This is a genomic window from Tateyamaria sp. Alg231-49, from assembly GCF_900143535.1.
Lineage (GTDB): Bacteria > Pseudomonadota > Alphaproteobacteria > Rhodobacterales > Rhodobacteraceae > Tateyamaria.
Map to the genome: position 1 here is coordinate 540184 of NZ_FRFA01000001.1, position 23728 is coordinate 563911.

The window sequence follows — 23728 nt, forward strand, 5'->3', positions numbered from 1 at the left end:
AGCCCCATATCTTTTCCATGATCAAGTTAACGCCGATCCTTCTGGCCATCGTCTATGGCCTCATCATGTACCGCTTTTCCGTTTGGCGGACATCACGCAATCTGGACGCGCAATCGACAGAACTGGCCGACCCTATGTTGCGCCAGATGTGTGATCAGTTAGCGGGTGCGCTCGACCTGCCCCGGATCAAGGTGCACATCTACGAAATCGAGCCTGTGAATGGCCTTGCCGCACCAGATGGGCGCATTTTCATTACCCGCGGCTTTTACGATCAGTTCCGCAAAGGTGCTGTGTCGGCCGCTGAAATGGCGAGCGTGATTGCGCATGAATTGGGGCATGTGGCCCTTGGGCACAGTCGTCGGCGTATGATCGACTTTTCGGGGCAGAATGCGATGCGCATGGCGATGGGCATGGTTCTGTCCCGGTTCATTCCCTTTGTCGGGGCGTGGATCGCCAACAGCCTGACAACGCTGCTGGCGGCCCGCCTGTCGCGTCAGGATGAATACGAGGCTGACGCTTATGCAGCGGCGCTTCTGACCAAGGCCGGCATCGGGATTGGTCCGCAGATATCGCTGTTTGAAAAGCTTGAAACGCTCACCAAGTCGCGCGGGGGTGCTGCACCCGCATGGCTGCTGAGCCATCCCAAAACGCAAGAGCGGGTCAAGGCATTGCAGGCGCTTGAGGCCAAATGGCAGGTCAGCACCTAGCTTAGGCGTTCTACTGCTTTGCCAAAACGCGGCAGGCGTGCCTTTTTCATTAATGAACGCAAGGTCCACGGCTCACCTGACAATCGGCGCGCTTCCTCCACGACGGCTTGCGCCACTGGAGCAACAAGGTCGGGGTTCGCCTCGGCACATCCCTGCAAGTAGCTGTCGGGGTCCGCGCGGTGCAGTCCTTCTTCGCTCAGCACATTGCGAGGGAAATCCTTGGCGTTCACCGTCATGATCGCATCAGAGGAACCAGCGATCGCGGCGGCCAGCACATGCACATCGTTGGGGTCTGGCAGCCACAAACGGTTTTCGAGTTCCGGGGGGTACCGCACTTCGGCCCCCGGCCAAGCGGCCTGCAACAACGCAATCTCACCGCGCGCCTGCGTTTCGCCCTGAGGTCCAAGCTTGATCGCAGCGCGCGCCCATTCCTCGAGGATGCGGGGAGACCATTGCGGGGTAAACAACCCGGTCTTGGCCACGCCCAGCACAACCTCCCGCATCACAGTAGGATAAAGGACATTTGCGTCGATCAGGATCTTCATAGGCGGAAGAACAACGCCTTGAGGTAACCGCTTTCGGCCAGTTGCGGCATCAGAGGATGATCTGGTCCGGCAAAGCCTGTGCGGATCAATGCAGGCGTGCGACCAGCCTTGCCGATCCCGCGCACGCAGGCAGTCTGGAATGCACTCAGGTCGGCTGCGTGGCTGCAACTGCACAAGGCAAGGATGCCATTTGGGGCCACCAGTGCCGCGGAAAGTCGTGCGACGCGTTCATAGGCCCGCAATCCCGCATCCAGCGCCGGTTTGGCCGGAGCAAAGGCAGGCGGGTCACAGATCACCAAATCAAACGTGCGGTTTTCCTGTCCCAAGGTTATGAGGACATCGAATGCATCACCTTGACGTGCTTCAAAACGATCAGAGGCGTCCATGGCAGCAGCACCCTGGGTTGCCAGCGCCAAAGCAGGTGCCGAACCGTCCACACAAAGCGCAGATATTGCCCCACCGGCCAGTGCAGCCAGTCCAAAGCCGCCCACGTGGGAAAACATGTCCAGCACCCGTGCATCGCGCGCAAGACCGGCGACAAAGGCGTGATTTGGGCGCTGGTCGTAAAACAACCCTGTTTTCTGCCCGCCCATGACATCCGCCATATACGTGGCGCCGTTCATGGGCACCGGGATTGGTGCGACAGGTGCCGTTCCTTGCAACACGGCGCTGACGTCATCGAGGCCTTCAAGGCTCCGGGCGCGGCCGCTGGCGTTCTTCAGAACCGTGCGCGCGCCGGTCACGGCCAGTGCGGCCTCGGACAGCAGGTCAATGCGGGCGTCCGCCCATGCAGCGTTTGGCTGAATCACCAACACATCATCAAAACGGTCGATGACAACACCGGGTAACCCGTCGGCTTCGGCGTGGATCAGGCGATAGTACGGGGCATCAAAAAGGCGGTCACGCAGGTTCAATGCCTTGGCCAATCGCGCCTTGAACCAGTTTGCGTCTACATCCGCTCCGACATCCATATCGATCACGCGCGCGATGATCTTGCTGGCCGGGTTCACAGCAACCAGCGCGAGGGGAGTGCGATGAGAGTCTTCCAGCACTGCGATCATGCCGGGCGCCATCGCCTTGGTGCGACGGTCAGTTACGACCTCGTTTGCATAGGCCCACGGAAACCCATGGCGAATGCGACGGGTGTCCATCTTGGGACGCAGGCGAATTACGGGGCGGTCAGATGCAAGAGAGGGCGCTGTCATAGCGCCCTCCTCTAGAGTGTTCGTTCAGGCGGTGAAAGCTCAGATTTGGTTCATCGCCTGGATAATGCCCAGTTTGGCGTTCTGGTACCCTTCCGGCGTTATCAGTTCCTGACGAATGACTTCGGCCAGAAAGGCGGAGATGCGCGCCTTTTGGGTCTCGCCACGTGCTTCAGCCGCAAGCGCCTGACTGCCACCAAAGGCAGTGAGGTCTGCGCGCACACGGCGCGTCTCACCCAGTTGAGCATTGGTGACTGCATGGCGAACGGTAACGTTAAAGTTGATGTTGTGCACACCGCCAGTGGAGTAACGCGCGCGTTCTGTCAGCGCGTGAAACCGGGTCACCTCAATATCCAGAAATACCGGGGTCGCACCATCCAAGGCTGCAGTGCCTTTTTTCATAGCGTCATTAAAGATCGCACCAATCTGGGCATAGCGATCGCCAATTGGATCACCGCGCCACACGATGTCGGATGAGGGCAGATATCCATTGCCTTCAGACACTGTCAGCGAACGTGGCACGCGGACGGTGATGTTTTTGACGCGGACGTCTGTGTTGTAAGCGCCGACTTGCTCGGTTGCAGCAAGCGGAAGCCCTTCGGCGTCAAATGCGGCGTTGCGGGATGTCGTGCTTGTTCCGGCGCAGGCTGACACCAAGGCGCCGATGGCCAACAAGAGAACCAATTTGATATGCTTCATTATGTCTCTCCGTTGCGGACACATTGGTCCACACTGCTCTTTTTACTCGCGCTAAGGATGCGCAAGCAGTGGGGCGGAATTGAGACATTTCCCGTTCAATTGCGGGATTGTTTCGCGGCAGTGGCTATTGCGGACGGGATCGGCTCCGCCATCCACCGCGCCGTTTGGGGCTCGCGACTTGTGCGCGACCTTCGGTCAGCACTTCGGTCATCGGATGGTCAGCGTGACCTGCGCCATAACGGTCCAACAGCACATCGATCGCAGGGACTGGCCGGATGGCATCCGGCAGGCTCAATGCCCAATCCAGAAAGATCGTGCGGCATTCGGACTTGTTGATCCCGTCAATGCGATAGGCTTCAAAGATCAGACCCTTGGGATCATGTTCATCGCCCTTTGCGATCATGGCTCCAGCCCCTTGCCAACCTTGCGCTCAATTGCAGCATCAAGCACGTCGCCAGCCGCGTTCTGTCCCCTGCTCAGCGCGGATTCGGCTTCTGCCTGTGTGCTTGCCTCTGTTGCAGCTATCAAAACGTCCAAACCTCTTGAGCCCAACACGTCCGTGTTCAGTGCGTCGGTGCTAAGCAACCGAGCGGCCATCTGCACCCGCGCCAACATTGCATACGTATCCTGCAACACCTGCGCTTCTGCGTCACTTACTAGCCCGGCAACGACGCATGCTACGATCCCCCCTGCCACATCCTGAGGGGCCGTCGGCGACAAAAGAGCACCGGTTTGCGAAAACAGTTCGATATCCTGCATCCGCCCCCGTCCAACCTTGGCGTCCCAAACGGAACTTGGGGCTTTTGCCGCGGCGATGCGCGCGCGCATCTCGCTGAGGTCGCGCATAATCGCGCTGATATCGCGCACTTCTGTCAAAACGTTGTGGCGCAACTGTGAGATTTCAGCCGCCAGATCGGCTGGCCCGGCGACGACCCTTGCCCGCACAAGTGCCAAATGTTCCCAAAGCCACGCCTCATTTTGCTGGTAGTTCTGAAAGGCGGTCCAGCTTGTGGCGACTGGGCCCTGATTGCCCGATGGACGCAGACGCATATCGGCCTCGTAAAGGCGCCCTTTAGCAGTTTGTGCAGTGATGGCAGTGATCATCGCTTTTGTGAGACGGGCATAATAGGTGCGCACCGCTAGCGGCTTTGCACCCTCTGAGTACTCGGCCGTTCCGGGGTCATAGATCACGATCACATCCAGATCAGAATGCGCCGTCAGGACCCCCGCCCCAAGGCTGCCCATGGCGACAATCGCCGCACCCCGCCCGGGCGGCGGACCAAACCGCACTGCAAACTGCGCCTGAACGACCGGCCACAGGGCGGCCAGGGCTGCCTGCGCGAGGTCAGCGTACTGCGTGCCTGCGTCCTGCGCCGTGGTAAGCGCGCGCAAATGATGGACGCCGATGCGAAAATGCCAATCTTTGGCCCAGTCCCGGATGGCATCCAGCTTGGCCTCATAGTCAGGCTCTGCCGCCATCCGCGCCTCGGCTTCGGCCCGCAGGGCCGCCTGCCCCGGCCAGTCGGCAAAAAAGCTGCCCCCGATGACGGCATCAAGCACAGAGGCATTGCGCGACAGATACCGGGCCAGCGCCGGTGACGTGCTGACGATATCAACCAGCAAATCAACCAGCTGCGGGTTGGCATCAAACAGCGAAAAAAGCTGCACACCCGCAGGCAGACCCGCCAAAAACCCGTCAAAGGCCGACAACGCCTCTTGCGGTTTGCCAGCTGTTCCAAGTTGGGTCAGCAGCGCAGGTTCAATCCGTTCAAACAATGCAGCGCCCCGTTGCGAGCGCAGGGCCGGATAGCTGCGCCAGCGCGCGCGCATGGCCGGATCAACCTCTGGCGCTGTTGGCTCCGGGTCGGTGCTGGACGGTGCAAAGAAACCTTCGGTTTCGCCGTGTACAGCAGAAAGACGTTCTACCAGCTCTCCTTCGAGGTGTGCTCGATCCATATCCATCATCGCGGCCAGCCGGTCGAACCCTTCGTCTGTGACAGGCAACTGGTGGGTCTGGGTGTCGCGCACCATCTGCACACGGTGTTCGACCGTTCGGGCAAAGCGGTAGTGATCGCTTAACGCTTCGGCCACATCCGCTTTGATCCAGCCCTTTGAGGCCAATCGCCCCAGCCCCTGAACCGTGCCACGCACCCGTAAATCCGGGTCGCGCCCGCCTGAAATCAATTGCCGGGTCTGGGTGAAAAACTCGATCTCGCGAATGCCCCCGCGCCCCAATTTCATGTTGTGGCCCTGCAGGGTGATCGGACCGCCCGTGCCTTTGTGGGCGCGGATGGCAAGACGCATATCATGGGCATCCTGTACGGCCGCAAAATCAAGATGGCGCCGCCAGACAAACGGGGTCAGATCAGACAGGAAGCGTTCCCCTGCGCCAATATCACCAGCGCATGCCCGCGCCTTAATGTACGCCGCACGCTCCCACGTCCGCCCAAGGCTTTCGTAATATCGCATGGCCGCCCCTGTCGACAGAACCACAGGTGTCACCGCCGGATCGGGACGGAGGCGAAGGTCCGTTCGGAACACATATCCGTCTGCTGTCATATCGTTCAGGATCGCGGACATGTCCTGCACAGCGCGAACGCATGCCTTACGGATCAGCGCGTGATCGGCAGGTGCGTGACGGGTTTCGTCAAACAAGCATATGAGGTCGATGTCGGACGAGTAATTCAACTCACCAGCACCCATCTTGCCCATGGCCAGAACGAACAGGCCTGCATCCTTGTCCGGCAGTTTGCCGCGGCGCACCTGATGTGCAAGCGCCGCATCCAAAGCAGCCTGCGTGGTCATTTCCGCAAGAGACGTTAGCGCCCCTGTGACCTGTTCCAGCGACCACGCGCCCCCTAGATCGGCGAGACCTGCAAGCAACGCCACCCGACGTTTGGCACCCCGCAATGCGGGTCGCATAGCGTCCATGTCCCCTTCAGGTGGTCGCAAAGCCGAAGCCATCGCTGCATCCGTGTCCTCAACAGCATCCCGCAGCCACTCAGCCTCGTGCGCGATCAAACCGGCCAGATAGGGGCTGCACGACGCGGCACCATATACGAGGTCCCGCACAGGACCACTGAGACCGGGAACAGCCGCCACCGCATCCTCTCCCCGATCAGGTTGAAACGGCCGCGGGAGCCGAGTGATGTGCTGTTCAAGTTGCATACTCCACACTCACCAGTGACACGGCGCGACGTCAATGCCTCTTGCATGGCGAAGCCGGTAAGCGCACCACTGCATTTATGAGTAAAAGTCTGAAACGTGTCCGCTCGGCCCTTGAGGCGGCGGGGGTAGATACCGAAATCCGCGAAACGCCATTGGCGCGTACCGCCGCTGATGCCGCCAATGCCATCGGCTGCGAGATTGACCAGATCGCCAAGTCCATTATCTTTCGGGGTGAAAACAGCTGTGCTGCGATCCTGTTCATCACCGCAGGAGGAAATCAGGTCGACCCGGAGAAAGCGGCCCACTTGGCGGGAGAGCCGTTGGGCAAGGCCGACGCCTCGTTGATCCGGACACAAACCGGGTTTGCCATCGGAGGGGTATCGCCCGTTGGGCATCTGTCCCCGATCACCGCATTTTTTGATCCGCAGTTGGCAGAATTTCCCAATATTTGGGCTGCAGCGGGAACACCGCACCATGTTTTTCGATCAAATCCGCAGGATTTAGTGAAAATTTCTGGCGCGCAAATATCTGATTTTAAATCGTAATACCAATTTATGTAAAAAACATTCACATTATACCTTGCAGTGATCGCCTCCAGTGCCAATCTATGTAATGTGAAACAGCTTCACATACGCACTTTCCCAAGGGGCCAAACGCCCCATAGCTCTGAAAGGTATGAAAATGACAACCATGTCCACCACCGCCACAGCGCAACCCCGCTCGGAAGGTTGGTTTTCGAAATCCGAACGCTGGCTTGATGAAAAGGGCAAAGGTGCCTGGATCGCGGCCATGGTCCTCGGTTTCATCTTCTTCTGGCCCGTTGGCCTCGCCCTTCTGTTTTATATGATCTGGAGCAAACGCATGTTCAACAAGTCCTGCAGTTCCCGCCGCATGAGCACAACAATGACCACCATGCGCCCCACAGGCAACGCGGCCTTTGACGCCTACAAGTCCGACACCCTGCGCCGCCTTGAGGACGAGCAACACAACTTCGAGGCTTTCCTTGAGCGGTTGCGTGAAGCCAAGGACAAGTCTGAGTTCGATCAGTTCATGGACGAACGGGCCAAAGCGGCCAAGACCGAAGACTGATCCAGCACAAATCGCCTTACCGGCCCCTGTTACGACTGGGGCCGGGATTTGCCTTTTCTACGGAGCACCTCCATGCAGCTTGCCGACCCGATCACCCAACCTCAATTCTACCGCGACGTGGCCTCCAAGCGGTTCTTCGCATGGGTCATCGACGTGATCATAGTGGCCCTTATCAGCCTTCTCATCGTGCCCTTTACGGCTTTCGTCGCTGCGTTTTTCTTTCTGGGGCTGATGGGCGTCGTTGGGTTTATGTACCGCGTGATTACGCTCGCCACGGGATCAGCCACTTGGGGCATGCGGATGATGGCAATAGAAATCCGTGACCAACACGGCGCGCGCCTTGATCTGGGTCAGGCCTTTCTGCACACGGTCGGCTATATAGTCAGTTGGACAGTCGCGCCGCTGCAACTGATTTCGATTGTTTTGATGGCGACGTCGAACCGTGGGCAAGGCCTTACGGACGTTGTGTTGGGCACTGCTGCAATCAACCGGAAGGCGTAAGAGCCATGCCAGAACGTTGCACTTGCCACGCGGGCCAGCACTGGTATCATCCGGCCATTAATTCGGAAAACACATGCGCCACACGCTTCCTCTTGCTCCGCAATTCTATGTGACGGCACCTCAGCCCTGTCCATATTTGGACGGTCGGATGGAGCGCAAGCTGTTCACGGCCCTGCAAGGCGACAACGCGGACAAGCTGAATGACTCCCTCAGCCAGCAGGGATTTCGGCGCTCTCAAAACGTACTCTACCGCCCCTCTTGCGCCGAATGCTCGGCCTGTCTGTCGGCACGCATTGATGTCTCGGCCTTTACGGCCAGCAAAAGCCAAAAGCGAACGAACAAGCGCAATTCAGATCTGGCCCGGCGCGCGACCTCGCCTTGGGCAACAGAAGAGCAATACGATCTGTTCCGAACCTATCTCGACAGCCGCCACGCAGACGGAGGTATGGCGGATATGGACGTTTTCGAATTTGCGGCAATGATCGAAGAAACGCCGATCCGCAGCCGAGTGATTGAATACACATCAAAAGACAGCGGCGACCTGATCGGGGTCAGCCTGACGGATGTTCTCTCTGACGGGTTGAGCATGGTCTACAGCTTTTATAAGCCAGATCATGCCCAACGCTCGCTTGGGACCTACATGATCCTCGATCATGTGGAAATCGCGCGCGAGGCGAACCTGCCTTATGTATATCTTGGCTATTGGGTGCAGGGCAGCCAGAAGATGGGCTATAAATCAAACTTTGCCGGGCTTGAGGTTTACCTGGGCGGAAGCTGGCAAAAGATGAAAGACCCCAAGAACTTCCAACCCAACATGCACCCCCTTTCGACAGACCCGATTGCCGAACAAGTGGCAAACATCTCGCTGCCTGACACAAGGCCGACACGTTAGTTCAACGGGTATGCCCCGGCTTGAGGCATATGCGCATATTCTGAAAATCAATGCGTTCCAGAGGCCGTTAAAAAGGTCCTGTTTGGTTGTGACTGTCATTTGAGTGTCCCATTGGCACCTGACCTTGGGTGCAAAGTCTTACAACACAGATACCTTTGCCCTACTGCCAAATCTTGATTGCGACCGGCCTGCTGAGGCGATCCATGGGATGTAGAAAGTTTTGTCTGGCGTCTTTGATCATTTCTATTAATTTCTGGTTGCGCATGAACTCTAAACGACGGACACCGTGCGCCAAAACAACATATGGAGCCGGAATATGGATGACGTAATGTCCAGCGTTGGAGGTCTGGGACCTCTGCTTATCAGCACAATTAAGGCACTGATTGTCCTTGTCGTCGGATGGATTGCAGCAGGCGCAATAAGTGGGTTGGTGCGGCGTCGCGTAAAAGCCGCGCCCCACATCGACGAAACACTGGGAAATTTCGCAGCAAGCATCGTCAAATGGGTCATTCTGATCATTGTTCTGATCGCCGTGCTGGGTCTGTTCGGAATCGAAGCAACCAGTCTTGTCGCCATCCTGGGTGCTGGCACGCTGGCCATCGGCCTCGCGCTGCAAGGCACCCTGAGCGACCTCGCAGCCGGGTTCATGCTCATACTGTTCCGGCCCTACAAGCTGGGTCAGTTTGTGGACATCGGCGGCACATCAGGCACCGTTAAGGACCTCAATCTTTTCGTGACCGAACTGGTCACACCCGACAATGTTCAGATCATCATTCCGAACGGACAGGCGTGGGGCGCCATCATAACCAACTTCTCGGCACATGATACGCGCCGCTGTGATCTGACTTTTGGGATCGACTATGGAGACAGCGCCGATAAGGCTGCAAAGATCATCACCGATCTGGCCGCAGCCGACAGCCGCATCCACGACGATCCGGCCCCTTGGGTTCGCGTCACAAATCTCGGAGACAGTTCCGTCGATCTGACGGCGCGGCTTTGGTGTGATGCCGCCGATTACTGGGACGTCAAATTCGACATGACCAAAACCGTCAAGGAAGCATTTGATAAGGATGGTATCTCCATTCCTTACCCACACACTGTTGAGATCAAGAAGGCTGGCTAAGCTGAACTGGTGCTGCCCCCTTCTACGCGGCATTGATCGCGTAGAAGGGCTCTTACAGATAACCAGCGCCGCCAACGGCGGCGTCGGGCCCAATGCGCAAATTGCAAACGATCGCCAAAGTCAGGCATTTGACCTTCGTTCTCACTGGCACTGAACGTTCACCGGAATCTATTGTTTGATCGGTCGGCAGCCATTTTGCGGCACACCTTCGACTTTTCGCGGGATCGGCGACATCAACCACGCAACTGGTGCACAAGAAGACTGTGTCTGTGACGCAGCCGTTTGCGCGCTCAATCACGGACTACGCCAACTGCCTCCAAGCAAAAGTGGGCTTGCACACCGCCGTTGGTCTTATCCCTTCCGTACTTGGATTTTTGACCGGTCAATCCACCTCAATTGTCTGAGGCATCGAGTACCCGACTGGAACACCCAAAGACCGCCATCAAAGGATCGGGCCGACTGTTGCGACCACGTTGTACCAAGCTCTTCTTGGACGCGACCAGTCTGAAACGTCACTCAGGTCCACGGGAAATGAAGATCCCAGATAATCCTGCTGTCTGTCGCGCACGGCCGTGGTTGTGGTTTCGTCCTGAAGGAGAATGTTGTTTTCATAGTTCAGATCAAAGCTGCGCAGATCGAGGTTTGACGACCCGATCAGAGTGATCTGCCCGTCCATGGTGAGCGTCTTGGCGTGCAGCAATCCACCTTCAAACTCATGAATACTGCACCCGGCTTCCAGCAAGCGGCGGTAATAGCTGCGGCTTGCAGCGGCAACGATCCAGCTGTCGTTTCTGGCCGGAAAGACCAGCGTCACCACAACCCCGCGATAAGCGGCAGAGCACAGCGCGTCCAACAAGGTTGCGTCGGGTACGAAGTAAGGTGTCGTGATGGTGATGGTTTCGCGTGCACAGGCGATCAGGTTGGCAAAGAGTTGCGGGGTTGCTCCTCGCCGTTCAGTCGGTCCGTCGCCGACGACCACCGCCGGAAATCCGCCCGAAGCCAGGTCTTCTTTGCCTGCTGAAGATGCGATGTTTTCTCCGGTTGCAACCATCCAGTCCGTTGCAAACAGTTGTTCGTTCTGCGCCACGATGGGCCCTTCAAAGCGCAGCATGATATCCACCCATGGCGCGTATTTTGGTTTGACCAGAAACGCAGGATCTGCCGAGTTCCGGCTGCCGCAATAGGTGATCTGACCATCTACAATCGTAATCTTGCGGTGATTGCGCAGATCAAGCCGACTGGTCAGGATCGTGCGGATCGGCTTGTCGAGCGGTAATGCCACGGCCAGATGCACCCCGGCTGACTGCATCCGCTGCCACAGGGGTGATCCAACAAGGGGGCGAGATCCCAGACCATCTGCCATAGCCCGGCATGTGACGCCTCGCTGGGTCGCGCGGATAAGCGCCTCGGCGATCGTTGTTCCTGTAGTGTCATCAAGCCAGATGTAATAGAGTACGTGCACATAGTCAGTCGCGGCATCTATGTCCTGCACAATCTCTTGCAACGTGTCCTCTGCCGAGGACATCAGGCGCGCCGTGTTGCCGCCGACAATCGGAAAACCATTGACCGAAGCGGCGTAGTCGAAGGCTGGTTGATAGTTCGGCTTAATCTGTGGCGCGACGTGCTCCAAGCGGCCGTTACCATTCTTTGTGAGCTGCTTTACTTCCGCAAATATCGCCTTGTAGCGCTGTGACGCGCGGTGCCCGATGTCGACTTCGCCAAACAGAAAATACATCACGCTACCGGCATATGGCAGGATGATCAGAACGATGAACCATGCCGTTCGGGCGGGCGGCGAAACGTCATCCCTTAACACAATGCGCGTCATAAACCCGGCAACGATCAGTGCGTGGCAAACAGTCAGTAAAATCAGCATGGTGCATCCTCTGACGCCACTTCGAAGTCCAAGACAACCGGCAGATGATCTGACGCCTGCCGCGATTTGAGCGAGCGGTGCACGTAGGAATCTGTTGCTTTCACGCCGCCCACCAGAATGAACCGGTCAAGCGCAGCGATCAGTCGGCTGGCATGAAAGCTCAGACCCGGCGTGATTACCTCGTGTTGCCCGACAGGTAAGTGTCTGCCCCAATGGTTGAAGTCTCCAGCGATGATCGTGGGAATGTCAGAATGCGCGGCATGAGCACAGAGCGTTTGAAGTTGCTCGCGGCGAACCCCCGAGGTCACAGCAAGGTGCGCGCCAATCACCTTGACCTGGTGGCAGGCAAAATGCGCGCCCACTGCACCCCTTGGTTCGCGCGCCGGGATGGGTATCCTTTCTGTGGTGGGCTCAGAAAAGCCGTCGAGACGATAGAGAATGGCGTTGCCGTGCCACCCGTGGCTGCGGCTCGAAGAACTGACTTGAGCAAGGCCGTATTTGTGATCCGCAATCAACCGGTCGAGCGGGAGGACACCGGGGCGCTCGCCAAGCCTCTTGTCGGCTTCTTGCAACACGACAATATCTGCATCGATCTCGGCGATGACATCCACAATCCTGTGCGGATCTCTGCGCCAATCAAGACCGACGGCTTTGCGAATGTTGTAGCTTGCGATGCGCATAAACGCCTACTGACCCAGACAGTTGCCCAAATCTCTCCAGATTTTCCGCGTGTTATGCAACCAAAGAGTCGGGGCGATACGCCCAAAACCGGTAGGACGGACCACAGCCCGCCCTACGCGGCCCCGATCAATTCGGGATCAAATCCGGGATCAATGTGACGATACCCGGGAAGGTCCATAGCATCGCCAGACCCACCACCTGAATGATCACGAAGGGAATGATGCCGCGATAGATGTGGCCTGTCGTCACCTCTTTGGGTGCGACGCCGCGCAAGTAGAACAGCGCAAATCCGAAAGGCGGTGTCAGGAACGACGTCTGCAGGTTCACCGCGATCATGATCGTCACCCATTTAGGGTCGAACGTGCCGCCATAGATGACCGGGCCCACAATCGGGATCACGATGTAGATGATCTCAAGAAAGTCGAGCACGAAACCCAAGATAAACAGCACCAGCATCACGATCAGGAAGACCGTGAACTCGTTGTCAAATGACTTCAGGAACTGCTGGATATAGTGCTCGCCACCGAACGAGATCACGACGAGGTTCAGCAGCTGCGAACCGATCAGGATGGTAAAGACCATCGACGTGACCTTGGCCGTTTCCCGCACGACCGGAGACAGCACCCCATTTACGTACAGAATGTAACAGCTGAACAGCAGACCGAAGAGCGCATAGAGGTAAGCAGCATAAGCGACAAAGAACGCGAACCAGCTTTGTGCTGCGACCACTTCTTGATTGATACGCAGGTCAAAATTGATGCCGACCAGAATGCAGACAATGATGGCAAGCGTGGACCAAATGATAATCTTGGGATTGCGATCCAGATCCTTGAGCTTGCGGTAGGCGGCCAGCATGATCGCGCCCCCTGCCCCGAGCGCCGCTGCCGGCGTTGGGTTTGTGATCCCACCAAGGATCGAGCCCAGAACAGCCACGATCAGGATCAGCGGCGGGAACACCACCCGGATCAGTTCGTTTCGCGCACAGCGCTTGGTCGCCTCGACTGTACCATACAAAACCAGCGCAAACGGGAGTGCCATGACAAAGACGTAGTATCCCGACGAATTGAGCGGCCCCACAAGCGCGATGTCCGCCAGCAAAACCAGCACCACACCTATCCCACCGATGATTAAGGGTCGCGGATCAGAGCTGGGTGAAATGCCGCGCGCTGTGGTCATGATCAGGCCCAGAATGATCAGCAGGATGGCCGTGCCGGTGCCGATTGGGGCTGCGCTTTCGACCAGTTCGTCGAGGGCAGTGGCCAGTTCTTCTTCGCTCAACCGTTCAGATTGCTGCACACCGCCTGCAGCTGCGATGGCCTCCTGTTCAGAGATCGCTGCATCCCATGCCTCTTGACCGTGCAAGTCGATCATGGCGGCCTGGCATTCCTCGCCAACGTTTGTGCGCAAGGATGCGGATTGGCCGATGTCAGAGAAAGACGAGATCGTCGTGGACTGGCTGCCCACGATGTTGAGAGAGCCAAGCAGGATCGTGCCCGCGATCATCAAGACCGGTGCACCGAGGAACCAAGTGAACGCTTCGGAGCGCGTGACCGGTTCGGCGTTGGTCGTCCCCATTTCAACCGCGGGGGCCTTCTCCGGGTTCAACAGCGCGTAACCAAAGGCGTAGAGCGCATAGAGCAGTGCCAACAGGATGCCCGGCAACAGGGCCGCTTGGAACAAGGTGCCCACAGAAACAACGGCAGGTTCACCCAGATATGTCAGGGCGTCCGTACACCCAACGGACTGAGCGCGCGCTTCTTGAGCGGCAGAGTAAAGGTCACCGGCCAGTGTTCCGAGCAAAACGATCACGATGGAGGGCGGAATAATCTGACCCAGCGTGCCTGAGGCAGCGATGACGCCCGTCGACAGTTCGGGCGAATAGTTGTTGCGCAGCATGGTCGGCAGAGCCAGCAGGCCCATGGTCACCACGGTCGCGCCCACGATACCTGTCGAGGCCGCAAGGAAGGCCCCCACAACCACGATCGAAACAGCAAGGCCGCCGGGCAACGGGCCAAAAACGCGCGCCATGGTGGTCAGAAGGTCATTGGCGATTTTCGAACGTTCGAGTGTGATCCCCATCAGAACGAACATCAAAACAGCCAGCAGTGTTTCAATCGACTGACCCGCCAGAACGCGTTCGTTCATCCGGTTCACAACGAAAGAAACGTTGCGGTCCAATGCGACTTCCCAGCCGCTTGGGAACACAGGTTCGGCAATGCGCGCCAGGTCAGGGTAGCGGAAAACCGAGATCGCATCCGGTTTGATCCCACTGTTCACCAGATCACGATAGGCTTGGCTGCTTTGGTCAATCGCCTGGTGGATCAACAGTCCGGCGCTGTCGAGCGCTGCGATAATCCCAAAGGAGATGACCCCTGCTCCACCGATGGCAAAAGCCACCGGAAATCCGGAAAGAATGCCGCCAAACAGGCAGACAAAGACGATGATCAGGCCGATCTCTACGCCATCAAGTCCAAACAACATCTCTTACCGTCCCCGTCTTACTTTAATTGCGCGCTGTGCGCCTGTGCCTTGCGTTGCCACCAAGCAGATCAATGCGTGCCCTCATAGGCTTCTTCACCGTCACCCAAGGTGTCACGGTCCATGTATTTGCCTTCGGACGCCTCGCCCTCTTTCCATTCAAGGTAAGAGCGCATGAAGAAGGCCACCCCGTGCAGGAACACGAGCCCGGCGAATGAGACCAGAAGGATTTTGAACAGGAAGTATCCGTTGAACCCGTTCGGGCTGAACCCGATGGTTTCAACGCTCCACCTCACAGCACGCGAGGTGCGCATCAACCGCTCAAGGTCGTAGCTCGCCGCCGGATTTGGCGTGATCAGGTGGCGCCAAAGGAAATACCAGCCGTAGAGCCAGATCAAAACCGCGGTCGGTATCATGAAAATGAGCGACCCGACCATGTCGATCACACGTTTTGTACGGTGGCTCACAGCGGCATAGATCAAGTCAACCCGCACATGCCCGCCTTGCACAAAGGTGTAGGTCACACACAAGCAGACGACCAGCGCGTTGTAGAGTTTCAGTTCTTCGGCGAACCACGAGATGTCGAACTGCAGAGGAATGCCGAACCCAAACGAGATGTCGGGGCGGGTAAAGATACGCTGCATAAACACGATGATGATCTGTTGCAGCACCATCAAAAGGCCAGCCCATGCGAACAGGCGGCCCACTCCGTTAGCGAGCCCTTCCAGCGCGCGCACGCAGCCCCACATAAATTCATTGCGCCACATGCCGACGCCGATAACTGTCAGGACAATTGCCAGCACGGCAAAAAAGAATTCTGTCGATCCGCCATAATAGACGAACCGCATCAGGGATTCCTTATCTTCGGTCGTGTTGGCCCAGGTCACCCAGTCCAGCCATGAGCTCGGATGTGTGATGGCGTAGAAAATGTTGTAAAATCCAAGTGCGAGGCTTTGCACAAACCAGATCAGCCCGTCAAAGACAGCTGCAAAAAAGCCGCCCGCCTCAGCGCCGTTTTCGTTTTCCATGTGCGTGCCCCTCCCCGGTTTGGCTCACTCGATGGCGCGCTAACCGGTCCTCTTCATCTGTCAAGTATCGGGGGCCCTGCATATAGGGCCCCCGACAATCCGTTTTGGTTTGGATTAGCCGCCCAGAACGCGCACACGCTGTGCGACATAGTAGGCGTCAGACTTGTTGATCCAGCTTGCGGATGTGGCAAGGCTTTCTTCGAAGGACGCGCGGGTACGTGCGAACAGTTCGTCGTCCATGTTCTCGTCCATGACTTCTGCCGAGGCGGCGCCGAACGCATCCCAGACATCGTCGCCGAACTGCAGAGTTTTGACGCCTTGCTGTTGCAGACGCGCAAGAGCCGCACCGTTGTTGGCCAGTGTCTCGGACAGCTGGTAGTACGTTGTGGCACGCGTTGCGTTTTGCAGGATCGCCTGATGCTGTGGTGTCAGGTCGTTCCAGACGTCGAGGTTGACGTTGGCGGCCAGAGCCGAACCTGGCTCGTGGAAACCAGCTGTGTAGTAGACTTTCGCAACTTCTTGGAAGCCGGCGCGTTCGTCGGCCATTGGGCCAACCCACTCCAGACCGTCCAGAGCACCGGAAGACAGCGCTTGGTACAGTTCACCACCGGGAATGTTCTGAACGGAGGCGCCCAGTTTACCCAGCACTTTACCGCCCAGACCGGGCATACGGAATTTCAGGCCGTTGAAATCGTCAGCGGACGCGATTTCGTTGCGGAACCAACCACCGGACTGTGAGCCGGAGTTACCCGCCAGCAGGCCTTTGAGGTTGAAGATCGAGCCCAGTTCGTCGTGCAGTTCCTGACCGCCGCCGTGCTCGTACCAGTTCGTGACTTCCTGCGCTGTGCCACCGAAAGGAACGGCTGTGTAGTAGGCAAATGCAGGGTGCTGACCAATAAAGTAGTAGTCAGCGGAGTGATACATGTCAGCCTGACCCGAGGACACAGCGTCGAACACTTCGAACGCGCCAACAAGCTCGCCAGGAGCTTTTTTGTCGATTGTCAGGTTGCCGTCAGACATTGCGCTGACGAATTGTTCAAGATAGCTGGCCGCGTCATCCAGAACAGCAAAGCCGCGGGGCCAGGACGTGACCATTGTCAGTGTACGCTTACCTTGGGCATATGCCGGGGCTGCGAGTGTTGTTGCGGCGGCTGCGCCACCACCAAGTGCAGACGTCTTCAGAAAAGAACGACGATCCATAGAGATACTCCTCCCAAATTTGATGAACGCCCCCCGCGTCTGAACGCGATAGGCGTTTCGAGTGGAGCCACACTAGCGAGGGCGTTCGGATTGGGAATACCTAGTACTGCGTAGAAAGACCGCAAAATCCGCTGTTCTGGTAAGTTTTCTGCACCAATTTAACGCGGTTCTCGTTAAGCTTGAGATCCGTTAGCGCGACCAGTTCTTTCGCAACCCCTTTGATTCGTCCCGCTTTCATCGTATCGCAAGGGTGTGCGCACCTTGTTCTCTGCCCTGCGCCTGACCTATGCGCAAAAGCTGGCCCTTGTGGCCGCAATTCCGCTTGTTTTGGCGGTGGCAGCCATTGCTGCCATTGTCGGCCTTCAGGCCCGCGACTTGGCAGAGCGTGAAATACAGGCCCTCGAGACCCAGTTGATCGAAGCCAAGAAGCGCGAGTTGCACAACTATGTCACCCAGGCGCGCAACGGGTTCTACTTTATTTACGGCACTGCCGCCCCGGATGATCAGGCGGCAAAGGATCAGGTCGCGCAGATCCTTTCGGCAATGATCTATGGGGATGAAGGGTTTTTCTTTGTCTACGATTATGATGGCACAAACCTTGTCAGCCCGCGCCAGACCGAGATGATCAACCTCAACCACATGGACCTAGCGGACAGTCAAGGCACGCCCGTGGTGGCCGACTTGATCGAGATAGCCCGCCAAGGTGATGGGTACCTGACCCACTTGTGGCCAAAACCAAGCACCGGCCAAGAGGCCGAGATGATCACCTATGTCACGTCCTTTCCCTCTTGGCGGTGGGCTGTGGGAACGGGCGTTTTCATTGACGATGTTCTGACATCTGTGGCGGCAGCACGGTCTGAAGCCGAGGCGCGGGTACAGCGCACGTTCTACTATATCTCTGGCATCACCTTGGCGGCTCTGCTCTTGGTCTTTGGCTCTGGCATGGCACTCAACTTTCGCGAACGGCGTCTTGCCGATGCCAAGTTGAAAACGCTGACACAACGCGTGCTGGACGCTCAGGAAGAAGAGCGCGGTCGCGTGGCCCGCGAGTTGCATGATGGGATCAGCCAGATCCTTGTGGGCGTGCGCTATGCGCTTGATTCCGCGCGGCGCCGATTTGAGAAAGGCAGCGGTGATGCCGAGACCCCGCTGAAACAGGGCATTGAAAACCTCGGCACCGCAATCTCCGAAGTCCGCCGCATCAGTCGGGACCTGCGCCCCGGCGCTTTGGATGATCTGGGCCTTGGCCCTGCCCTCAAGGCACTGGTTGAGGATTTCAGCGTGCGCACAGGCACCGAAGTCGAATTCAACACTGTGGTCTTCCGAAATCGCCTTGATTCAGAATCCAAAATCGCGCTCTACCGCATCGCACAAGAGGCGCTGACAAACATCGAGCGGCACGCGGATGCCACAAAGGTCTCGGTCGATCTGCGTGGACACAAGCGTGGCGCGACGATGCGGATTTCAGATAATGGCATTGGCCTTGATCACACACAGCGCCAGCGCGCCAACGGCATCGGCTTGCGCAATATGGCTGAACGGATCGAACAGCTGGACGGTCAGTTCCGCATTTTGTCGAGCGCAGCCGGCATCGGTGGTGGTACCGTAATTGAAGTAAGCGTACCGCTGTCTCACCTGTTGCCGCCCGAACCCGCACAGCCTGACGTCGAACCAACCCAGACTGACAAGGAGCGCGCCCGCGCATGACTGCCCCCAACTCTCCCGCCCGTGTCGTGATTGTGGATGACCACCCGATGGTGGCCCAAGGCGTGCAATCTGTTCTGGAAGACCATGATGGCATTCATGTTGTCGGCACCCTCGGCACTGGCCGCGCGGTGCTTGAACAACTCGATGAACTGAACCCCGACGTAATCCTGATGGACCTCAACATGCCGGGGATGAGTGGGTTGACGGCGACAGAATTGGTTCTTGAAAAACGCCCCGGCACCCGTGTGTTGATCCTGTCCATGCATGACAGCCCGGAATACATCTCTTCCGCTCTCAGCCATGGGGCAATGGGGTATGTTCTCAAAGACGTCCCCACGGACGAAATCGCAGACGCGATTGAAACGGTGATGCGCGGAGAGCAGTATCTGTGCACCGGGGCAAAAGGTGCCATCGCACCCCGCAATGCAGATGTTCCAGGCGCTTTGACAGGGCGCGAACAGACGATCCTGCTCAAGCTCGCTCAGGGTCTGTCGAACAAAGAAGTCGCCACCGCTTTGGACATCTCTGTGCGCACGGTCGAGACCCACCGCAAAAACATCAAACGCAAGCTCGGGATCTCCTCGACCGCTGGCTTGACCCGCTATGCATTGGAGCATGGTGTGCTGCAGGGGACTGGGCACTCGATTTAGACGGAGTGGTTGAGCCGCCGGGCAAGCCAGCACGTTCCGAGCGGTTCAGACGGCCAAAAACAGCTGCTATTTTTCAATTTCTTGCGGTTGCACCACGCAAAACGCAAGAAAATATCAAAACTTTATACGTCAGAGACACTTTTTTCTCTGTTTTGCCTGTTGACGCCCTTTTGGGCTGCGCATAATGTCCGTCAACGCAATGAAAGGGCCACTTGGTCAATGACACCTGTCGTCGTCATTCTAGGACACACGCGCATGGGCCGGTAACGGATCGCCAGACCTGACCCCATGCGCCTCCCACACCCGGGGGGCCTTTTTTTTGCTTAAACGAAACCGCAACTCGGAGCACGCGGATATGACACGTCAAATGACCGGAGCGAAAATGGTTGTCCAAGCCTTGATTGATCAGGGTGTCGACACAGTATTCGGATATCCCGGAGGAGCTGTGCTACCGATTTATGACGAGGTCTTTCAGCAGAACTCGATCAAGCACATCCTGGTGCGCCACGAACAAGGCGCTGTGCACGCCGCCGAAGGCTATGCGCGTGCCACCGGAAAGCCCGGTGTTTGCCTTGTGACGTCCGGCCCCGGTGCCACCAATGCGGTGACCGGGTTGACCGATGCGCTGATGGATTCGATCCCGATCATCGTTCTGACGGGCCAAGTGCCGACATTCATGATCGGCTCGGACGCGTTTCAGGAGGCTGACACCGTTGGCATCACCCGCCCCTGCACCAAGCACAACTGGTTGGTGAAAGAGACAGATGCGCTGTCCGGCGTTCTGCACGAGGCCTTTCACGTCGCCACGGCCGGTCGCCCCGGCCCTGTGTTGGTCGACATCCCCAAGGACGTACAGTTCGCAACCGGCAACTATCAGACAAAGAAGCCGTCGACCTCGCATTACAAACCACAGATCAAGGGCGATATGGAGGCGATTACCGAACTGGTCGCAGCCATCGAGACGGCCAAGCGTCCGGTCTTTTATACTGGTGGCGGTGTAATCAACTCGGGCCCTGCGGCCAGCCAGTTGCTGCGCGAGTTGGTGGAGGCAACCGGCTTTCCCATCACCTCAACCCTGATGGGTCTGGGCAGCTATCCCGCGAGCGGAGACAAGTGGATCGGCATGCTGGGCATGCATGGCCTTTATGAAGCGAACATGGTGATGCACGACTGCGACCTGATGATTAACATTGGCGCGCGCTTTGATGACCGGATCACTGGCAGGATTGATGCCTTTTCGCCCAATTCGATCAAGGCACACGTGGATATCGATCCGTCCTCAATCAACAAGGTGATCAAAGCCGACATCCCGATCGTCGGCGACGTCGCGCACGTGCTCGAAGACGTGCTGAAGGTTTGGAAGTCACGTGGTCGCAAGACAAACGACGGTGCGGTAAGCAAATGGTGGGGTCAGATCAACGAGTGGAAGACCGTCGACTGTCTCAAGTTCGAGCAAAAGGGTAAGACGATCAAACCGCAATACGCCTTGTCGCGGCTTGAGGCGCTGACCAAGGATCACGATCGCTACATCTGTACCGAAGTTGGCCAACACCAGATGTGGGCTGCTCAATACCTGAACTTTGAGGATCCCAACCGCTGGATGACGTCCGGAGGGCTGGGCACTATGGGTTATGGCTTCCCTGCGTCCATTGGTGTGCAGATGGGCCATCCGGACGCTTTGGTGATCAACGTGGCCGGTGAAGCATCATGGCTGATGAACATGCAGGAACTGGGTACGGCAATGCAGTTCAACCTGCCCGTCAAACAGTTCATCCTGAACAACGAACGCTTAGGTATGGTGCGCCAGTGGCAAGAGCTGCTGCATGGCGAGCGGTATTCCCACTCCTGGTCCGAAAGCTTGCCTGACTTTGTTAAACTGGCGGAAGCGTTTGGTGCAAAGGGCATTATCTGTTCGGACCCTGATGATCTGGACGACGCGATCTTGGAAATGATCAACTACGATGGCCCGGTGCTGTTCGACTGTCTGGTTGAAAAGCACGAGAACTGCTTTCCCATGATCCCGTCAGGCAAGGCTCATAATGAGATGCTGCTGGGCGAGGCGGATACCCAAGGTGTGATTGACGCCAAAGGAAGTGTCTTGGTGTAGGGGCGTTTTCCGAAACGCAAAACAGCCGGAAACCGCTTCGGTTTCCGCCCTCCACCCTCAGACCACAAGGATAAGGATGCAAACATGTCAGCCCTAAAACTCAAAAAAGGCTCCACCAGCCACTCCGCCTACAACCTACGCCCAACATTCTCAGACGTTGTGGAAAAGCACACCCTCGCCGTTCTGGTCGAGAACGAACCCGGTGTTCTGGCCCGTGTGATCGGTCTGTTTTCGGGCCGTGGTTACAACATCGAAAGCCTCACCGTCGCCGAGGTCGATCATCAAGGGCATCTGTCGCGCATCACCATCGTGACCACTGGCACACCACAGGTGATTGAACAGATCAAGGCGCAGTTGGGTCGGATCGTGTCCGTTCACGAAGTGCACGACCTCACCGTTGAAGGACCATCGGTTGAGCGCGAACTGGCCATGTTCAAAGTGTCCGGGAAGGGCGACAAACGGGTTGAAGCGTTGCGGCTGGCCGACATCTTCCGCGCCAATGTCGTGGATAGCACGCTTGAGACGTTTGTGTTTGAAATCACCGGCGCTCCGGAAAAAATCGACGCGTTCGCGGATCTTATGCGCCCGTTGGGCCTGACCCAAGTTGCGCGTACCGGTGTTGCTGCCCTGCCCCGCGGCGATTAACGGAACGGGATTTCCGGCTGCAACAGGCGTTGATGAAACGGCAGCAGGTCTTCAAGCTGGCAATAACCTGATGTTTTGCACGCGGCTTTTGCTTTGCCGATCCCCGATCCGAGATGTTCGTAGACCATCCGCACAACGCGGTCGGACTCGGGCGACTCGCGCACTGTGCGCGTGACATACCCGACCCAATAGTTGTTCTCAAATGACGTGACACGGCTCAGAAAGTTGAATGACGCGGTCATAGCGTCCTTGCGCGAGATCAGCGCAGCAATGCCGTCTTCCTGCCGAAACACCATGCCGCGAAACTCGCGCGCGGTGCGATCCGTTGCCAAACCCTGCGACTCCATGGCTGCGCGCGCCTCGTACCCGCGAATAAATGTCGTCTGCCCGTCTCGGAACACATGCACAAGTCCGCTGATAAACTGTTCACTGGACAGAAAACTGCGCCGAGAGAAGCGGTAGAACCCTGAGGGAAACATCGATTCTGACACGTCACTAACGCCCTGACCGACATAGCCCCGCAAAAAAGGACCTGTCATCGGATCGTTACCGCGCCCGATGTTGTCCACCGGTTCGAGCAATACACGCGCGTCTACACTGAAGAACGAGCAGATGCGGGCCAACACGTCCGGTCTGGGAAAACTTTCGCCCGACAGATAGCGATTAAATTGCGTGCGATTGATACCCAACTGACGCGACAGTTCCGATATGGACGGGTAAGGCTGTGCCAGCAGGCGTAGATTCGCGCCGAACATGCTGCGTAATTCTGCAGGTGATCTGGGCGTTTCCGCCATAACGGCCTCTTATTGCTATCATCCTTTGAGCGTCGGATGACCCTAGTATTGACGCTTGTGTGGCACGGGAAAACACGAACTGACTCCATACAGCGTCAACTGTGACGCTAAAAGCCAACAAACACTACAACCATAGACACAAAATGCAAGCGTACGTTGCGCATCTAATTATATCCAATGCACGCAAAACTGGATTTATTTAAGTGAGTCCAACTGTGGGTAGAAAAATGATCGGCATTATTTTATGGAGCGACGCGGCAGACCGCAAAGCCGTCATTTGGTGTGAAGATCAAGGTGATCTCGCTTACTTTTCCGATCCCGACCTGACGTATTCGGATGACACATTTCTTGACGTCGGCGACGTTGTCGAATTCGAGGTCAAGACACAGCGGAACATGCGTCTGGCCGCAAACCCGCGCTGGATCAAACAGAATGCGGGCTCCACGCTGGCCGATGGGCTGCGTGCGGTCCCGATGACGCAGGACCATGTGATCAGCAATACGGCCCAAGTCATTCCATTTCGTGCTGAGCCTGCGCCACGCGCTCGGCACACCAGAGAAGATGTGAAAAAACGTCTAGGCTGACCTGTACGCCACCACTCACAGTGTCGGAGACGGAAAAGTCTGGTCGAAATTG

At 57.3% G+C, this 23728-nt stretch carries 22 protein-coding genes; 11 read left to right on the forward strand and 11 right to left on the reverse strand.

Going from position 1 to position 23728, the window contains the following annotated elements; translation table 11 throughout:
- Positions 1-17 precede the first annotated feature (17 nt).
- Entirely contained in the window at positions 18-707 is a 690-nt protein-coding gene (locus DHN60_RS02595) for a M48 family metalloprotease (protein WP_108835671.1), read from the forward strand.
- Here the strand turns inward: DHN60_RS02595 and DHN60_RS02600 are convergent.
- From DHN60_RS02600 to DHN60_RS02620, 5 genes are all read right to left on the reverse strand, one after another.
- Entirely contained in the window at positions 704-1252 is a 549-nt protein-coding gene (locus DHN60_RS02600) for an RSP_2648 family PIN domain-containing protein (protein WP_108835672.1), read from the reverse strand. The genes DHN60_RS02595 and DHN60_RS02600 overlap by 4 nt on opposite strands.
- Entirely contained in the window at positions 1249-2457 is a 1209-nt protein-coding gene (locus DHN60_RS02605) for an RSP_2647 family RNA methyltransferase (protein WP_108835673.1), read from the reverse strand. The genes DHN60_RS02600 and DHN60_RS02605 overlap by 4 nt, the downstream gene beginning before the upstream one ends.
- Before the next feature lie 39 nt (positions 2458-2496).
- Positions 2497-3153, reverse strand: coding sequence for a DUF6778 family protein (locus tag DHN60_RS02610; RefSeq protein ID WP_108835674.1), 657 nt, complete (start codon positions 3151-3153; stop codon positions 2497-2499).
- 124 nt (positions 3154-3277) lie between these two features.
- A complete protein-coding gene (locus tag DHN60_RS02615; protein ID WP_108835675.1) occupies positions 3278-3556 on the reverse strand; it encodes a hypothetical protein in 279 nt (92 codons plus the stop codon).
- A complete protein-coding gene (locus DHN60_RS02620; protein WP_108835676.1) occupies positions 3553-6321 on the reverse strand; it encodes a glutamine-synthetase adenylyltransferase in 2769 nt (922 codons plus the stop codon). Before DHN60_RS02620 ends, DHN60_RS02615 begins: the two co-directional genes overlap by 4 nt.
- Positions 6322-6398: 77 nt before the next feature.
- Between DHN60_RS02620 and DHN60_RS02625 the strand changes: the two genes are divergently transcribed.
- From DHN60_RS02625 to DHN60_RS02645, 5 genes are all read left to right on the forward strand, one after another.
- On the forward strand, positions 6399-6866 hold the full coding sequence (locus DHN60_RS02625; protein ID WP_108835677.1) for a YbaK/EbsC family protein: 468 nt from the start codon (positions 6399-6401) through the stop codon (positions 6864-6866).
- Positions 6867-7002: 136 nt separating this feature from the next.
- Entirely contained in the window at positions 7003-7410 is a 408-nt protein-coding gene (locus DHN60_RS02630) for a DUF2852 domain-containing protein (RefSeq protein ID WP_108835924.1), read from the forward strand.
- 72 nt (positions 7411-7482) lie between these two features.
- The gene (locus DHN60_RS02635) at positions 7483-7911 is read left to right on the forward strand and encodes an RDD family protein (RefSeq protein ID WP_108835678.1); all 429 of its coding nucleotides are present in this window, start codon (positions 7483-7485) and stop codon (positions 7909-7911) included.
- 73 nt (positions 7912-7984) lie between these two features.
- Positions 7985-8803, forward strand: a complete 819-nt coding sequence (locus DHN60_RS02640; protein ID WP_108835679.1) for an arginyltransferase — start codon at positions 7985-7987, stop codon at positions 8801-8803.
- 316 nt (positions 8804-9119) lie between these two features.
- Positions 9120-9926, forward strand: a complete 807-nt coding sequence (locus tag DHN60_RS02645; protein ID WP_108835680.1) for a mechanosensitive ion channel family protein — start codon at positions 9120-9122, stop codon at positions 9924-9926.
- A gap of 442 nt (positions 9927-10368) precedes the next feature.
- Here DHN60_RS02645 and cls read toward each other — a convergent pair whose 3' ends face one another.
- From cls to DHN60_RS02675, 5 genes are all read right to left on the reverse strand, one after another.
- Positions 10369-11802 carry a cardiolipin synthase gene (cls, locus tag DHN60_RS02655; RefSeq protein ID WP_234423492.1) on the reverse strand — a complete coding sequence of 478 codons (1434 nt, stop codon included), beginning with the start codon at positions 11800-11802 and terminating at the stop codon, positions 10369-10371.
- On the reverse strand, positions 11796-12482 hold the full coding sequence (locus DHN60_RS02660) for an endonuclease/exonuclease/phosphatase family protein (RefSeq protein WP_108835682.1): 687 nt from the start codon (positions 12480-12482) through the stop codon (positions 11796-11798). Before DHN60_RS02660 ends, cls begins: the two co-directional genes overlap by 7 nt.
- Before the next feature lie 127 nt (positions 12483-12609).
- Positions 12610-14964, reverse strand: coding sequence for a TRAP transporter large permease subunit (locus DHN60_RS02665; protein ID WP_108835683.1), 2355 nt, complete (start codon positions 14962-14964; stop codon positions 12610-12612).
- 68 nt (positions 14965-15032) lie between these two features.
- Entirely contained in the window at positions 15033-15989 is a 957-nt protein-coding gene (locus DHN60_RS02670) for a TRAP transporter small permease subunit (protein WP_108835684.1), read from the reverse strand.
- A 114-nt stretch (positions 15990-16103) separates the two neighbouring features.
- Positions 16104-17189, reverse strand: a complete 1086-nt coding sequence (locus DHN60_RS02675) for a TRAP transporter substrate-binding protein (protein WP_108835685.1) — start codon at positions 17187-17189, stop codon at positions 16104-16106.
- A gap of 252 nt (positions 17190-17441) precedes the next feature.
- Between DHN60_RS02675 and DHN60_RS02680 the strand changes: the two genes are divergently transcribed.
- From DHN60_RS02680 to ilvN, 4 genes are all read left to right on the forward strand, one after another.
- Positions 17442-18896: a cache domain-containing protein gene (locus DHN60_RS02680; protein ID WP_108835686.1), complete on the forward strand. Its 1455-nt coding sequence runs from the start codon at positions 17442-17444 to the stop codon at positions 18894-18896.
- On the forward strand, positions 18893-19546 hold the full coding sequence (locus DHN60_RS02685; protein ID WP_108835687.1) for a response regulator transcription factor: 654 nt from the start codon (positions 18893-18895) through the stop codon (positions 19544-19546). The genes DHN60_RS02680 and DHN60_RS02685 overlap by 4 nt, the downstream gene beginning before the upstream one ends.
- A gap of 355 nt (positions 19547-19901) precedes the next feature.
- Positions 19902-21653, forward strand: a complete 1752-nt coding sequence (locus tag DHN60_RS02690; RefSeq protein WP_108835688.1) for an acetolactate synthase 3 large subunit — start codon at positions 19902-19904, stop codon at positions 21651-21653.
- Between the two features lie 84 nt (positions 21654-21737).
- Positions 21738-22298, forward strand: coding sequence for an acetolactate synthase small subunit (gene ilvN, locus DHN60_RS02695; protein WP_108835689.1), 561 nt, complete (start codon positions 21738-21740; stop codon positions 22296-22298).
- On the opposite strand, the gene DHN60_RS02700 is transcribed toward ilvN, so the two are convergent.
- Positions 22295-23053, reverse strand: coding sequence for a helix-turn-helix domain-containing protein (locus tag DHN60_RS02700; protein WP_234423493.1), 759 nt, complete (start codon positions 23051-23053; stop codon positions 22295-22297). The genes ilvN and DHN60_RS02700 overlap by 4 nt on opposite strands.
- A gap of 266 nt (positions 23054-23319) precedes the next feature.
- On the opposite strand from DHN60_RS02700, the gene DHN60_RS02705 reads away from it, so the two are divergent.
- Positions 23320-23676 (forward strand): hypothetical protein, encoded by a 357-nt coding sequence (locus DHN60_RS02705; protein WP_108835691.1) that lies wholly within the window; start codon positions 23320-23322, stop codon positions 23674-23676.
- Positions 23677-23728 lie beyond the last annotated feature (52 nt).

What these genes read in the sequence shown, in the direction of transcription:
- DHN60_RS02595 (WP_108835671.1), top strand. Translation starts at nt 18, where the DNA reads ATGATCAAGTTAACGCCGATCCTTCTGGCCATCGTCTATGGCCTCATC.
- DHN60_RS02600 (WP_108835672.1), bottom strand. Translation starts at nt 1,252, where the DNA reads ATGAAGATCCTGATCGACGCAAATGTCCTTTATCCTACTGTGATGCGG.
- DHN60_RS02605 (WP_108835673.1), bottom strand. Translation starts at nt 2,457, where the DNA reads ATGACAGCGCCCTCTCTTGCATCTGACCGCCCCGTAATTCGCCTGCGT.
- DHN60_RS02610 (WP_108835674.1), bottom strand. Translation starts at nt 3,153, where the DNA reads ATGAAGCATATCAAATTGGTTCTCTTGTTGGCCATCGGCGCCTTGGTG.
- DHN60_RS02615 (WP_108835675.1), bottom strand. Translation starts at nt 3,556, where the DNA reads ATGATCGCAAAGGGCGATGAACATGATCCCAAGGGTCTGATCTTTGAA.
- DHN60_RS02620 (WP_108835676.1), bottom strand. Translation starts at nt 6,321, where the DNA reads ATGCAACTTGAACAGCACATCACTCGGCTCCCGCGGCCGTTTCAACCT.
- DHN60_RS02625 (WP_108835677.1), top strand. Translation starts at nt 6,399, where the DNA reads ATGAGTAAAAGTCTGAAACGTGTCCGCTCGGCCCTTGAGGCGGCGGGG.
- DHN60_RS02630 (WP_108835924.1), top strand. Translation starts at nt 7,003, where the DNA reads ATGACAACCATGTCCACCACCGCCACAGCGCAACCCCGCTCGGAAGGT.
- DHN60_RS02635 (WP_108835678.1), top strand. Translation starts at nt 7,483, where the DNA reads ATGCAGCTTGCCGACCCGATCACCCAACCTCAATTCTACCGCGACGTG.
- DHN60_RS02640 (WP_108835679.1), top strand. Translation starts at nt 7,985, where the DNA reads ATGCGCCACACGCTTCCTCTTGCTCCGCAATTCTATGTGACGGCACCT.
- DHN60_RS02645 (WP_108835680.1), top strand. Translation starts at nt 9,120, where the DNA reads ATGGATGACGTAATGTCCAGCGTTGGAGGTCTGGGACCTCTGCTTATC.
- cls (WP_234423492.1), bottom strand. Translation starts at nt 11,802, where the DNA reads ATGCTGATTTTACTGACTGTTTGCCACGCACTGATCGTTGCCGGGTTT.
- DHN60_RS02660 (WP_108835682.1), bottom strand. Translation starts at nt 12,482, where the DNA reads ATGCGCATCGCAAGCTACAACATTCGCAAAGCCGTCGGTCTTGATTGG.
- DHN60_RS02665 (WP_108835683.1), bottom strand. Translation starts at nt 14,964, where the DNA reads ATGTTGTTTGGACTTGATGGCGTAGAGATCGGCCTGATCATCGTCTTT.
- DHN60_RS02670 (WP_108835684.1), bottom strand. Translation starts at nt 15,989, where the DNA reads ATGGAAAACGAAAACGGCGCTGAGGCGGGCGGCTTTTTTGCAGCTGTC.
- DHN60_RS02675 (WP_108835685.1), bottom strand. Translation starts at nt 17,189, where the DNA reads ATGGATCGTCGTTCTTTTCTGAAGACGTCTGCACTTGGTGGTGGCGCA.
- DHN60_RS02685 (WP_108835687.1), top strand. Translation starts at nt 18,893, where the DNA reads ATGACTGCCCCCAACTCTCCCGCCCGTGTCGTGATTGTGGATGACCAC.
- DHN60_RS02690 (WP_108835688.1), top strand. Translation starts at nt 19,902, where the DNA reads ATGACACGTCAAATGACCGGAGCGAAAATGGTTGTCCAAGCCTTGATT.
- ilvN (WP_108835689.1), top strand. Translation starts at nt 21,738, where the DNA reads ATGTCAGCCCTAAAACTCAAAAAAGGCTCCACCAGCCACTCCGCCTAC.
- DHN60_RS02700 (WP_234423493.1), bottom strand. Translation starts at nt 23,053, where the DNA reads ATGTTCGGCGCGAATCTACGCCTGCTGGCACAGCCTTACCCGTCCATA.
- DHN60_RS02705 (WP_108835691.1), top strand. Translation starts at nt 23,320, where the DNA reads ATGATCGGCATTATTTTATGGAGCGACGCGGCAGACCGCAAAGCCGTC.